This is a genomic window from Psychrosphaera aestuarii (assembly GCF_017948405.1).
Lineage (GTDB): Bacteria > Pseudomonadota > Gammaproteobacteria > Enterobacterales > Alteromonadaceae > Psychrosphaera > Psychrosphaera aestuarii.
The window spans coordinates 2,127,462-2,140,003 of record NZ_CP072844.1 but is presented as its reverse complement, the minus strand read 5'-3'; the positions used below and the strand labels follow the sequence as shown (position 1 = coordinate 2,140,003).

Genomic DNA, 12,542 nt, shown 5'->3' with positions numbered 1-12,542 from the left:
GAGTTGGACCCGATAATTGGAGATACCGGCTAGCGACTATAATATTGCGTTAAATATTGGGCCTTACCAGCATATCAAAAAGTCCTATACAAGCGTCAACGGCAAACGAGTACCCATAGAGTTTTGGGCACTGCCTCAAAGCGTTGATAAAGCCACCACCATGATTGATGATGATTTAATGCATCAGATCGAATTTTTTGAAAATATGATTGGACCATATCCTTGGTATACAGAAAAACTCGGGTTTGTTGAAACGCCACACTTGGGCATGGAACACCAAACTATAAATGCTTATGGCAAAAAGTATGTTCGTGATGAGCATGGTTTTGACTTTTTGTTGCACCACGAACTTGCTCACGAATGGTTTGGAAATGTGATGACCCACGAAAAGCTCAATGACGCATGGCTTCATGAAGGGTTTGGGTTGTACATGCAACCAGCGTATTCCTTGTATAGATATGGTGAAGCGGCTTATCAACATAGAATGTACGAATCCTACCTTGGGTTAGTGAATTGCCACGCCATCGTACTTGATGGTGAAATTACCTCAAACCAAGCGTTCAACTCTGATATTTATGGCAAAGGGGGTTGGACATTACATACCTTACGATGGTTAATCGGTGATGAAAAGTTTTGGCAAGCGACCCGTGATTTAGTCTATGGCGAAGACTTCGAGTTAAATGATGAAATCACTCCGAGATACCGAAATACTCAGGAGTTTATTGATATCGTTAATAAGGTTACTGGTGATGATTACACTTGGTTATTTAATGTTTACCTTAAACAAGCTGAACTACCAAATTTAAAAACGGACATTGCAGCGGAAACGCTCACCTTAAACTGGCAAGTTCCTGGTAATGTGGATTTCCCGATGCCTATTCCTGTATCCATTAACGGCCAAATTAACGTTATTGATGTACCGGCTGGCGGTGCCAGTATGGCAATACCTAGGAATGCCAGAATTATTGTTGATCCTGAAATGAAAGTGCTAAGAAAACTACCCATAATTGGTAGCTGCGAAGAAAACTTGGCCAAACGTGCAAAACGAAAGTAAATAAGGTAAACAAGGAGCACCTACGTCACAGTGCTTGGTGCCCGTGAGTTATTGATTGTATTTAATTTAAAGGTTCAAATGCGCAACGCTTCGGTTTATAGTTTGTTCCCTTCAAAAAAAGGTCAGATTATTTACCATGGAAACTAACAACGCAGCCCCTGCTAAATCAAAGATCTCTTTAGGCGTTCTATTGCTTAGGTTGAGCCTATTATTTGGGACTGTGATATCGCTGTTTTTTGTGCCGTGGATATTAGTTTACGCCTGGCTGTTACCATTACCAAACACGGTTCAAGCACAAGTTGATGAAGCTATAAACCACGGTTTTGACGGCATGATTGTTTATGTTCAACAGGGCAATGAGCCAGCTCAGTTTTATACCGGTGGTTGGAAAGATAGAGCAAACCAAGTACCTGCTGAACCTGACTCTTTGTTTAAAATTGCGAGCATAAGCAAGCTGTATGTTGCGGTATCTATCGCTAAACTTGCGAATGAAAAGCGACTGTCTATTGATACTCCTGTTTCTGAATATTTCCCTGAGTTAATAGGGCGCATTGAAAATTTAGAAACCATCACTATTCAAATGATGGCGCAGCACCGAAGTGGCATTCCTAATTACACGAACAATCCTGCATTTTGGTTAGATCATCCACATACTGATGATGAAAGCTTGGCGTTTGCATTAGATTTACCAGCTAGCTTCGCTCCAAATGAAGGTTATGAGTACTCAAACACAAACTACTTATTATTAAGTCGCATAATCGAGCAAACCGTTGGTTATGACTATTATCAATTTATAGTTGAGAGAATTATTAAGCCTTTAGAACTTCAAAATACTTATGGCTCAATTAATGACGTGAATTTAGATGACGTAATGAGTGGTTATTATGTTGGTTATGAAGAAGATCAAAAGCCACAAGATTACGGTATGATGGCGACAGCGGAAGATGTTGGCATTTTTCTTCGAGCATTAAATGACGGTTCTGTGTTTGAAGCTGGCGAGAAAGAAATATACGACCAGCTTTACGTATACGAACACGGTGGTTTAGTCGTTGGTTATCAGAGTTATGCTGAATATCACAAAGACATTGACACTGTGGTTGTGCAGTTTATAAACACCACAGATTTTGACGGTTACGAATGGAATTTGTCTGAAATTATGATCAATCGAATCGTGAAAATTTTGAAAAACGATGCAGAGAACTAACCGTAATCCATAAGAGCAATGTAGGCTTTTTTGCAAAAGCAAAAGCAAAAGCAAAAGCAAAAGCAAAAGCAAAAGCAAAAGCAAAAGCAAAAGCAAAACCAAATTTAAAAAGGAAAATAATGTCGCTTCCTCCTTGTCCAAGCTGTCAGTCTGAATTTGTATATCAAGACCAACAAAACCTTGTGTGCCCTGAGTGTAGTTTCGAATGGAACCCAGACGAGCTAGCAGCCGAAGAAAAAATTGTGGTTAAGGATGCCAATGGCACGCTATTAAATGAAGGTGACAAAGTAACGGTTGCTAAAGATTTGAAAATAAAAGGCAGCTCTCAAGTAATAAAAGTAGGCACTAAAGCCACGATTCGCCGCATTGTAGAAGGTAAAGACCACCAACTTGATTGTAAAGTTGATGGCATTGGCGAAATGATGGTGACGGCTAAGTTTGTTAAGCGGGCTTAGCTACGTCGTTTGGTAATTTAATTGAAATTAATGCCGTAAGCACGATAAACAAAAATGAAATAATTAAGCAATACTCCAAACCATATTGCTGGTACACATAGCCAGACAAAATCGTGCCTATTAACCGGCCTAGCGCATTAGCCATATAGTAAAAACCTACATCGAGTGAAACGCCATCGGCATCGGCCATGCTCACGATCAGATAACTATGAAGTGACGAATTGATGGCAAACAGAACCCCGAAAAACATCAAACCAACAACTAATGATGCTTCAACCCACCAATTAAAGTGCAGTGAAAGTGCAATAGCCAGTGGTGTGATGGCTAAAAGGGAAGCCCACTTAACCGTTTGTTGCGACGGCGACAAAGGCTTACTGGTTTTTATTAGTTTAGGTGCAAATGATTGAACTATGCCGTAACCAATTACCCACACTGCTAAGAAGCCACCAACCTGCCAGTGATCCCAATTGAAAATTTGTGAAAGAAAGACTGGAAGGGCAACAACAAACCAAACATCTCGCGCGCCAAATAAAAATAAGCGTGCCGCGGAGAGAATATTGATGGACTGGCTTTTTGAAAAAATGTCGGTGAATTTAGGTTTTGTTTTAGCTTTGCCTAAATCCTTTTTAAGCACAATCATGCTAAACACCCAAACCAAGGCTAACACGGACGCCATAAATACCATTGAGCCTTTAAAGCCAAATATAGAAAGCAATACGCCGCCTAAGAAAAATCCAATTCCTTTTAACGCATTTTTAGAGCCCGTTAAAATGGCGACCCATTTAAATAGAGTATCTTCTTGGCCTTTAGCGACCAGCATTTTAATTGAGCTCTTCGCGCTCATTTTATTAAGATCTTTTGCGATACCAGAAAGGGCTTGAGCTGCCATAACGTAGGCAACCGTCAACCAACCACTAGGAACCGCGAGCATAAGCAATGCGACGACCTGCAAGGCTAAACCAATATTCATGGTTTTGTTTAAACCAAGCCTTGCACCAATCCAGCCACCAACTAAATTGGTTACTACGCCAAATACTTCATAAAATAAAAACAGCATGGCAATACTCAATGGCGCATAACCCAATTGATGGAAATACAGAACCACGAGCATTCGGAGTGCCCCGTCGGTCAATGTAAACGCCCAGTAGTTACCAGTGACCACAAGGTACTGTTTTATTTCTGAAGGTAGATTTGCTAGTCGTTGCATTTGCTGAAAGCTCTATTGTTACGTTTAAATTAGTTGCAAAGTAATAAGCCGCCAATTTATGACGGAATAGACAGTGCTACTTTTAGTGCAAGTTCAGCAGTTCGATTTGCGTAACCCCATTCGTTGTCGTACCAAGTATACATTTTTACTTGGGTACCATTTACAACCATAGTAGAGAGGGCATCAACAATGCTCGAACGAGGATCCGTTTTGTAATCAATGGACACTAAAGGCTTTTCTTCGTATCCCAAGACGCCTTTTAAATCGCCTTCAGATGCGGCTTTCATCCAACCATTAATTTCTTCGCTGGTGGTTTCACGCGCTACTTCAAATACACAGTCGGTTAAAGAGGCGTTTGCTAATGGAACGCGAACCGCATGGCCATTTAATTTGCCTTTTAATTCAGGAAAAATGTGCGTAATAGCGGTGGCGGAGCCTGTGGTTGTTGGTATTAAACTCATGCCACATGCTCTTGCTCTGCGTAAGTCTTTGTGTGGAGCATCTAAAATAGTTTGGGTGTTGGTAATGTCATGTATGGTGGTCATCGAACCATGTTTAATACCAATCTTGTCTTGTAGCACTTTAACCACTGGCGCTAAACAGTTGGTGGTACAAGATGCCGCTGTAACAATATCAAACTCTTCATTAGAGTAGAGGTGATCATTGACGCCCATAACAACGTTAAGTACGCCATCTTCTTTTACCGGCGCGGTCACCACTACCTTTTTAACACCTTGATCTAGATAGCTTTGCAACAACGCTTTGGTTTTCATTTTACCCGATGCTTCAATGACCAAGTCACAGTTAGACCAATCAGTTTCGGAAATTGTTTTGTTTTGAGTGACGTTAATAACGTGGTCATCAATTTTGATAACGCCGTCACTAGCAGTTACTTCGTTTGGCCAAATACCATGAACTGAATCATACTTTAACAAATGGGCGAGTGTTTCTGCGTCACCGGCAGGATCATTTATATGAATAACTTCAATTTGTTGCCAGCCAAAAGCGGCGCGAAGCGTTAGGCGGCCCATGCGGCCAAAGCCATTAATACCTACTTTTATTGCCATATTTATCTCCAATTTTTGTTCTTTATTCATTATGCATTGTTAATTTGTAGAATTGGGTTTGTTGCCGTTTTCAATAACAGCCAATTAAAATATTTAGTTCAAATTATATGTCTAACGTTAATCTTCCGCGTTAGCTACAACACGTTTCAATTCGTGTTGGTCTGTCACCCATTACATTTAACTGTGCAAGCTCTTCGTCAATAAAATGAGGCTCGCTAACGGCGGTTGTTTTAATTACGTTTTGCATCCAGTAAGGTAAATCGGGGTTAATTGAGTAATACACCCATTGTTGATGTTTACGGGTGGTTAATATTCCGGACTTTTTAAGTTGCGCTAGGTGGCGTGAAACCTTAGGTTGGCTCTCTTCTTCTAACGCCGCCATTAATTCGCAGACGCACAACTCTTTTTCGACGGCAATGAGCATCAGGGTTTTTAACCGAATATCGTCGGCTAAAGACTTGTAAAAGACAGTTGGTGTAATTGGTGCTGGTTTTTGTTTTTCTTGGATCAACAAGAACATTTTTAATCGAGAGTTTAGCTCTTGCAGCGTTTTTTCGTAGGGATTGTTTTCTTTTCTTGTGCGAGGCTCAGGAAAGTCCCAGGCTAAATTGTGATCGCCAGTTACTTCGGTATTACACTCCTTCGAGGCTTTTTCGCACAACGTAATGACATAATCAAAGTGTTCTCCGGTAAAGTCACTTACGTTTTTGGAGAACAATCCGTCAACGCTCAATCCAAAGTGTTCAATTGCTTGTTTAGCCTGAGCGTTAAGTCCAGCAGGGCGAGTGCCGGCGCTGAACACCTCATAATCACCCTTGCCGTGATGCTTAAGTAAAGCTTCAGCCATGATTGAGCGTGCTGAATTTTCTGTGCACAAGAATAGAACTTTCATTACAATCTCTATATAACAATTTTGTTATATACTATTTTTGTTATGTTGGTTTGGCAAGTTTACTTTTACTATTTTTTAGTTATCTTCAGCTCACTAAAGATGAGGTGCCTAAGCTCATTTCATTAACTTCAAGGTTGGTGACGAATCTTATATGGCCTAACAACCTTGGTTTATAGCAGTACTAAACATTTAGACCAGTTTTAATCTTGGCTTAATGTAATCAAGAAAAGCATTAATGCGCTTTGCGATAGTTGATGATGGGTAATACACGGCGTTAACGAGCTCTCTATCTAACTCGCTAGACTTCACATAAGGTTGAAGAAGTTTAACTAACCGTCCTTGGTTTATATCGTCTTTAATCATAAAAGACGATAAACAAGCGATCCCATTTCCAGATAAAGCCAATTGCCTAATTGTTTCTCCACTGCTTGCTGCAATAGAAGGTAAATAAGTAGGCAAGCCTTTAAGTGGCCACTTGTTTAGCTGTTTTATAGTAGAAAACCCGATAGTTTGATGATTATTAAGGTCGTTGGGTTTTGTGATCGGCTTATGTTGAGACAAGTATTGTGGGCTGGCGACAATGCACAATGGGCTTTTTCCTAAGGCTCTTGCCTTCAATGATGAATCTTCTAATTTTCCTATTCTAATCGCTATGTCTGTTCGTTTTTCAATGAGGTCGACAAATTCTTCACTAGAGGTTAATTCAAGTTCAATGTCTGGAAAGGCCTTTTTGAACCCGTTAATAAGAGGCACAACTTGATGAAGTAAAAATGGGCTTGCAGCATCAACTCTTAGTTTACCCTTCGGCAATTCACCAACTTGGATAATGGCGTTTTCAGCAAGCTGAATATGCTCTAAACCTTGTTTTACGGACTCAACAAATGCGTAACCTTCATCGGTTAGCCTAACTTGCCGTGTTGTTCTTGTAAAAATGGCAGCGCCAAGTTGCTCCTCCACTTTACTGACAGAACGAGAAACTCTTGCCACTTGCATATCTAGAGCGTTCGCTGCAGCAGAAAAGCCGCCAAACTCAGCGACGGCAAGCAGTACTTCTAAATCATCAGATCGGGTTCTTAAGTTCATTGGTGTCATTTTTTACAAAAGTAATTTGATAATTATGCCGTTTATTACAAATAAATAGCAAGCAATAATGTGCGCCTCAACACAAGGTGCTCTTGGTCTGAGCACTGACTAATTTAACTGGAGAATATAATGCCATTAGCTTTACTCGCTCTGGCGCTTAGCGCCTTTGCAATTGGAACCACAGAGTTTGTTATTGTTGGGTTACTGCCAACAATGGCTGCAGATCTTAATATTACGATACCTTCTGCGGGGTTGCTTGTTAGCCTATATGCTTTAGGCGTTGCAGTTGGAGCGCCAGTATTAACGGCACTAACAGGTAGATGGAACAGAAAAACCGTATTGTTGTCGGTCATGGCTCTATTCGTGCTCGGTAATTTAGTAGCCTGGCAAGCGCCAACGTTTGAGGCACTAATAGTTGCACGGATTTTAACAGGGTTAGCACACGGTGTATTTTTCTCAATTGGGTCAACTATAGCCACAGGATTAGTACCAAAAGAGAAGGGCGCTAGCGCAATTGCGATAATGTTTACAGGTTTAACGGTTGCGTTAGTCACAGGTGTTCCTCTAGGTACCTATATTGGTCAATACTGGGGATGGGAAGCGACGTTTTTAACGGTTTCAATTCTGGGTCTGATTGCGTTAATTGGTAGTGCTATATTAGTGCCGAATAATCTTCAACAGTCAAAGCCAGTAAGTATTATAAAGCAATTTAAAGTTCTAGCTCATCCAAGGCTTTTGTTGGTTTATGCAATCACGGCTGTTGGTTATGGAGGAACTTTTGTCGCCTTTACGTACCTTGCTCCTATTCTTAAGTCTGTGTCAGGGTTTGGTGACAATGCGATTGGTGTGATTTTATTGGTATACGGTGTATCCGTTGCCATAGGAAATATTTGGGGCGGTAAACTGGCGGACAAATTGGGACCGATTAAAGCACTAACCATTATTTTTGGCGGCCTGGCTTCGGTATTATTTATATTCAGTGTTACCGCTGTACACCCTGTTGCTGCTGTTGTGACTATATTAGTGTGGGGCGGCTTTGCTTTTGGTAATGTACCTGGTTTACAAATATACGTTGTAAATTTAGCTGAAAAATACACACCAGATTCAGTAGATGTTGCCTCAGGTTTAAATATAGCGGCATTTAATGTTGGCATCGCTTTGGGGGCATTTAGTGGTGGTCTTATTGTTCAAGAGTATACAATGATGGATACACCTTGGGTTGGCGGACTGATTGTTGTAGTGGCAATTGCGCTTACTCGTTTAAGTGGTTCGTTAGACAAAAAGCACGCGATGTAACGTGAACTAATAAGGTAACTCGAGCACTCTCGTAACATTATTTAATAAATGCGATAAAACAAAAAAGGAGCTTATAATTTAGCTCCTTTTTTCAATATCTAATATCTAATATCTAGTATCTAGTATCTAGTATCTAGTATCTAGTATCTAGTATCTAGTATCTAGTCCGCAACTCTGCGCTATGCGGCGTTGCTTTTCATTAAACATCTTCATAAAGGTTAACTTACCACAACCGTTTGCTCCTACTAATCCATAGCGGTTGCCATGACCTAATTGGGCTGAAATGATATTCAAATAATGGCGTGGCGCCAACCTGCATGCTGACATTTGCGGTAGTACTTACTCTAAAGCCGACCTTTAAAGCTAAATAACGCTCAGTTTAAAGGCGAATGAATGCTAATTATAAATATAATAAAGATAGTGTTTCTGTGTTTAACCGCATTGTTTTTGACTTTATCGTCCCTATTATTACGGTAAATCTTAAAGGAGAATGTGATGACACACCCGATTATTAATGACTTACAAAAAAGATATACGGCCAAGCGATATAATAGCGATAAGAAAGTATCAGCTGAAGATTTAGCTGTGCTCTACGAGGCAATGCGCCTTTCTCCATCGTCAATTAATTCACAGCCTTGGAAGTTTATCGTTATAGAAAGCGACGCCGCGAAACAACGCTTACATGACTCATATGAAAACATGTTTCAGTTTAACCAACCGCATGCAAAGGCTGCGTCTCATACAATTCTGTTTGCCTATAATCCAAAGTATACTCGCGATGATTACGCCGCAGTAGTTGATAAAGGTATTGAAGATGCAAGAACACCTAAAGAAGAGCGTGAGCAAGCGTTTGGTGCGTTTGCATTTGTAGACTTAAATACAGATGAGAATGGTAATAATGCAGAGTGGACAAAAGCTCAACTATACTTGGCCTTAGGCAATACAATGCATACGTTAGCCCGCTTAGGAATAGACTCTACGCCAATGGAAGGGGTGGATAAAGATAAATTAGGGGAGCTATTTGCAGATGAGTTAGATGGCTATGTTTGTGAAGTGGCATTAGCATTTGGTTATCATCATGAAGACGAAGACTATAACGCGGCCTTACCAAAATCTCGTCTTGATATGGATAAAGTTTTAACGGTAGTTTAACCGAAACGGTTGCGCGAACACCGCTATGAAACGTTAATTTAACAAGGTGTGTGGTTTACTTTATGTCTGGTTTTTAGATTGAGTCCAGCCACACACTTTATTTTTGCCTGTGTGCTTCGCCTCCCCACCTAGCTACAATATCGCCTTTTCGCGCAGTGCTTTTTAAACACTTTGCAATCGAAATTAATACTTCGTCACCATAGGCGTGCCCATAGTTATCGTTAATACTTTTGAAATCGTCGACATCAATAAGAACAATTGAAGCGTCTCTACTTTCTCGAAGAATGTTAGTCCAAATTGGAGAGGTGATTTGGTTAAACCCAAGGCGATTGTTTACTTGTGTTAAAGAGTCGGTGCGGGCATAGCGTTCAGCAATAACCTTATCAAGCTGAGCCATTCTAAATTGGCGAGCAAGGATCGCAGCGAGTAATATTGCTTCAAGTGCCACGCCCACTTCAATGACTTTAAAGGTAATGTCATTGTAAGGAACTAAAAGTCCGCCTACGGCAAGAGTGGAGATAGTACTGCAAATGGCTTATTAACTTTTAGCGCAGATAGGCCCATTGCAACAAAAAGAACGACAAAACCACTATTTAAAATAAAGGCTAGAATGACGGAAAATCCATAAATGCCTAATGTAAAACAAAAGGTGTCTCAGACTCGTAGTTTGGCAGAGACAATTTGTTGGTTTTAGTTGCGAGTGCACAATTTGATAGAAAACCAGCAAATATCAGTAAAGGGAGAGGTAAGAAAAAGCGAAGCATATGTAATCCTTTAATCTCATGCGTATGTTTTAGAAACGTTTTAACACATTTTAAAAATAGGTTTTTAGTGCATTTTATTACTAATTTGGCTATTTTAGAGCACTTAAATATTGTCGATATGACTTGAGTATAATCGCCATTCTAAAATTTAAACAGGGAAGTTGATGTTAAAAGTAAACCTTCTAGAGAAGCACTATCAAAGTGTTACCGCGGTAAATGGGTTGTCATTTGATGTTCACCCCGGAGAAATATTTGCACTTTTAGGACCTAACGGTGCAGGAAAGTCATCACTTGTTAAGATGTTAGTGGGCTTTACTCAACCGGATAGTGGTTCAATTTTGCTAACGGATAATTCAGAAAGCTATAGTTCAATCCCGTCCCATTTATTAGGTTACTTGCCGGAAGATAGAGGTTTATACCCAGAAAAAACCGTAAAACAAAATTTAGAGTTTTTTGCTACTTTGCATGGCGTTGAGAAGGGTGACTTTGAAGAACGTTGTGCTTATTGGTTAGATAAATTCAGTTTAACCAGCCGAATAGACGAGCAACTTAAGGCTCTGTCGAAAGGTAACCAGCAAAAGGTTCAGCTCATAAGTGCGGTTTTACATCAGCCAAAGTGGGTTATTCTTGACGAGCCGTTTTCCGGTTTGGATCCAATCAATCAAGAGTTGGTTGTGCAATTTTTAGCAGAGCTTAAACAGCAAGGGATGACGGTAATTTTAAGCGCTCACCAAATGGCCATGGTCGAGAAGCTTGCAGACAGAGTTTTATTACTAAATCAAGGAACAGCCGTTATTTACGGTGACTTAGAAGATATTTTGTTAGCCAAACAAGCAGCCGTTATACATGTTCGCTACACACCTGAACAGCCGTTAGGTTCGCTCGATAAAATAAAAAGTAAATATACAGTCGAGGCCATCAAAGCCAATCAACTACTTATTACCTTGCAAAACCACCAAACTTTAAATGAACTACTGCCGCTACTTAGCGAAATTGGCAATGTAGTGGAATTAAAAAATCAGTCACAGACTTTACATACCATTTACCTAAATGCCGTTGCTAATCATAACTCGGAATCGGATGACAATGTTTCCCTTGATGAAGGACAGTCGTAATGAATACTAAAAATTCACTCAATTTTAAACAAAGTTGGACTGTGGCTAAATGGGAGTTCTTACATTTTTTTAAGCTAAAGCAGGAAGTTATTGGCAAGCTTATTATGTTGGCAGCGGGTTTAGTTATTTATTTCGTTGCCAATAAAAGCCAACAACTAGATGACGTATACAAAATAGCGACAGCGCAATCCTTTGAAGTTAATCAAGACTTACCAAACGCAACGTCATTTGAGTTTATTGAGGTTGATAACCTACAAGAGGTTGTTACTGGGTTAACTCAAGAAAGTGTGTTTGATGCAGCCCTAGAGTTTCATGAATCAAACTCAACGTCGTTAGGGGAACAAATGGTAAACGCTTCACTCACCACGGCTGAAAAGTCTGGTTGGCAAAATCAGCTCATCACACTCATTAACGCAGAAATGCAAATGGCAAAGTTTGAGCAACTCAACCTAACTAGTGAGCAGCAGGTTGCGCTTAGCACACCTATTAATATAGATCATAAAGTACTTGATGATTTACTGAAGAATGAAGCGGATAAAACTCAAACCCTAACGGCCTACGGCGTTTTGTTTTTACTTGTTGTCGCTGTATTTGGTGTATTTGGACAACTGTTTGTAAGTATTACCGGCGAAAAACAAAACAGAGTAACCGAGCAATTAATGGCAACCATGACACCACAAACTTGGATTGATGGGAAACTTTTAGGGCAAATCCTTTTTGCCGTAAAAACCATGATAGGAACATTACTTTCAATTGTTATATCGTTTCTGTTTTTCTCTGTTGTAATAAAACATCAGTCCCTAGATTTAAATATTATCAATTGGTCTCTTTTACCTTGGCTGTTTGCTTTTGCCATTGCAGGGCTTTCAATATGTGCAGCCTTTATGGCCGCCATAGCGTCAGCAATAGACGATCCAAATCATAGTGGTAAAAGCGGTTTAATGATGCTGCCTCTTGTGCCTGTAGTGTTAACGTTCTTTTTAATAGACTCACCAAATAGCGTTATTACGGTGTTTTTAAGTTACCTGCCGGTTACTTCATTTGCTGTTATGCCGGTAAGAATGTCACTGGTAGAACTGCCAATTTGGGAACCAATTTTGTCTTTAATCTTGAGTTTCGCGTGCTTCTATTATTTTCGAATTTTAGCGGCGAGGGTATTCAAAATGGGCATGAATATGTACGGCAAAGAACCAACTTTAAAAGATATGTTAAAAGCGACCTACAAAGGTTAATTAGTTAAAAAAGGAAGTAAC

12 protein-coding genes and 1 pseudogene are annotated in these 12,542 nt (G+C 40.0%); 7 read left to right on the top strand and 6 right to left on the bottom strand.

The annotated features are described in order from the left end of the window. Positions 1 to 16 precede the first annotated feature (16 nt). From J9318_RS09725 to J9318_RS09715, 3 genes are all read left to right on the top strand, one after another. Positions 17 to 1,054, top strand: coding sequence for a M1 family aminopeptidase (locus tag J9318_RS09725; RefSeq protein WP_210559735.1), 1,038 nt, complete (start codon positions 17 to 19; stop codon positions 1,052 to 1,054). Positions 1,055 to 1,190: 136 nt separating this feature from the next. Next, positions 1,191 to 2,258 carry a serine hydrolase domain-containing protein gene (locus J9318_RS09720; protein WP_210559734.1) on the top strand — a complete coding sequence of 356 codons (1,068 nt, stop codon included), beginning with the start codon at positions 1,191 to 1,193 and terminating at the stop codon, positions 2,256 to 2,258. A gap of 119 nt (positions 2,259 to 2,377) precedes the next feature. Next, complete coding sequence (locus tag J9318_RS09715) at positions 2,378 to 2,713, top strand: zinc ribbon domain-containing protein YjdM (protein ID WP_210559733.1); 336 nt, start codon at positions 2,378 to 2,380, stop codon at positions 2,711 to 2,713. Here J9318_RS09715 and arsJ read toward each other — a convergent pair. The 4 genes from arsJ to J9318_RS09695 form a co-directional block, all read right to left on the bottom strand. After that, positions 2,700 to 3,920: an organoarsenical effux MFS transporter ArsJ gene (gene arsJ / locus J9318_RS09710; RefSeq protein ID WP_210559732.1), complete on the bottom strand. Its 1,221-nt coding sequence runs from the start codon at positions 3,918 to 3,920 to the stop codon at positions 2,700 to 2,702. The genes J9318_RS09715 and arsJ overlap by 14 nt on opposite strands. 56 nt (positions 3,921 to 3,976) lie before the next feature. Further along, complete coding sequence (locus tag J9318_RS09705; protein ID WP_210559731.1) at positions 3,977 to 4,987, bottom strand: ArsJ-associated glyceraldehyde-3-phosphate dehydrogenase; 1,011 nt, start codon at positions 4,985 to 4,987, stop codon at positions 3,977 to 3,979. A gap of 130 nt (positions 4,988 to 5,117) precedes the next feature. After that, entirely contained in the window at positions 5,118 to 5,879 is a 762-nt protein-coding gene (locus J9318_RS09700) for a metalloregulator ArsR/SmtB family transcription factor (protein WP_210559730.1), read from the bottom strand. Between the two features lie 189 nt (positions 5,880 to 6,068). After that, positions 6,069 to 6,962, bottom strand: coding sequence for a LysR family transcriptional regulator (locus J9318_RS09695; protein ID WP_210559729.1), 894 nt, complete (start codon positions 6,960 to 6,962; stop codon positions 6,069 to 6,071). Between the two features lie 129 nt (positions 6,963 to 7,091). On the opposite strand from J9318_RS09695, the gene J9318_RS09690 reads away from it, so the two are divergent. Further along, the gene (locus J9318_RS09690) at positions 7,092 to 8,258 is read left to right on the top strand and encodes an MFS transporter (protein WP_210559728.1); all 1,167 of its coding nucleotides are present in this window, start codon (positions 7,092 to 7,094) and stop codon (positions 8,256 to 8,258) included. Between the two features lie 198 nt (positions 8,259 to 8,456). Here the strand turns inward: J9318_RS09690 and J9318_RS09685 are convergent. Further along, positions 8,457 to 8,577, bottom strand: a pseudogene (locus tag J9318_RS09685) (ATP-binding cassette domain-containing protein); the annotation flags it as partial. A 176-nt stretch (positions 8,578 to 8,753) separates the two neighbouring features. Here J9318_RS09685 and J9318_RS09680 point away from each other — a divergent pair. Then, positions 8,754 to 9,410, top strand: coding sequence for an NAD(P)H-dependent oxidoreductase (locus J9318_RS09680; RefSeq protein WP_210559727.1), 657 nt, complete (start codon positions 8,754 to 8,756; stop codon positions 9,408 to 9,410). A 97-nt stretch (positions 9,411 to 9,507) separates the two neighbouring features. Here the strand turns inward: J9318_RS09680 and J9318_RS09675 are convergent, their stop codons facing one another. Next, positions 9,508 to 9,858, bottom strand: coding sequence for a GGDEF domain-containing protein (locus tag J9318_RS09675; protein WP_280518175.1), 351 nt, complete (start codon positions 9,856 to 9,858; stop codon positions 9,508 to 9,510). Between the two features lie 480 nt (positions 9,859 to 10,338). Between J9318_RS09675 and J9318_RS09670 the strand changes: the two genes are divergently transcribed. Both J9318_RS09670 and J9318_RS09665 read left to right on the top strand, forming a co-directional pair. Beyond that, positions 10,339 to 11,289, top strand: a complete 951-nt coding sequence (locus J9318_RS09670) for an ABC transporter ATP-binding protein (RefSeq protein WP_210559726.1) — start codon at positions 10,339 to 10,341, stop codon at positions 11,287 to 11,289. Continuing rightward, a complete protein-coding gene (locus tag J9318_RS09665) occupies positions 11,289 to 12,521 on the top strand; it encodes an ABC transporter permease (RefSeq protein ID WP_210559725.1) in 1,233 nt (410 codons plus the stop codon). Before J9318_RS09670 ends, J9318_RS09665 begins: the two co-directional genes overlap by 1 nt. The last annotated feature ends 21 nt before the right edge of the window (positions 12,522 to 12,542 follow it).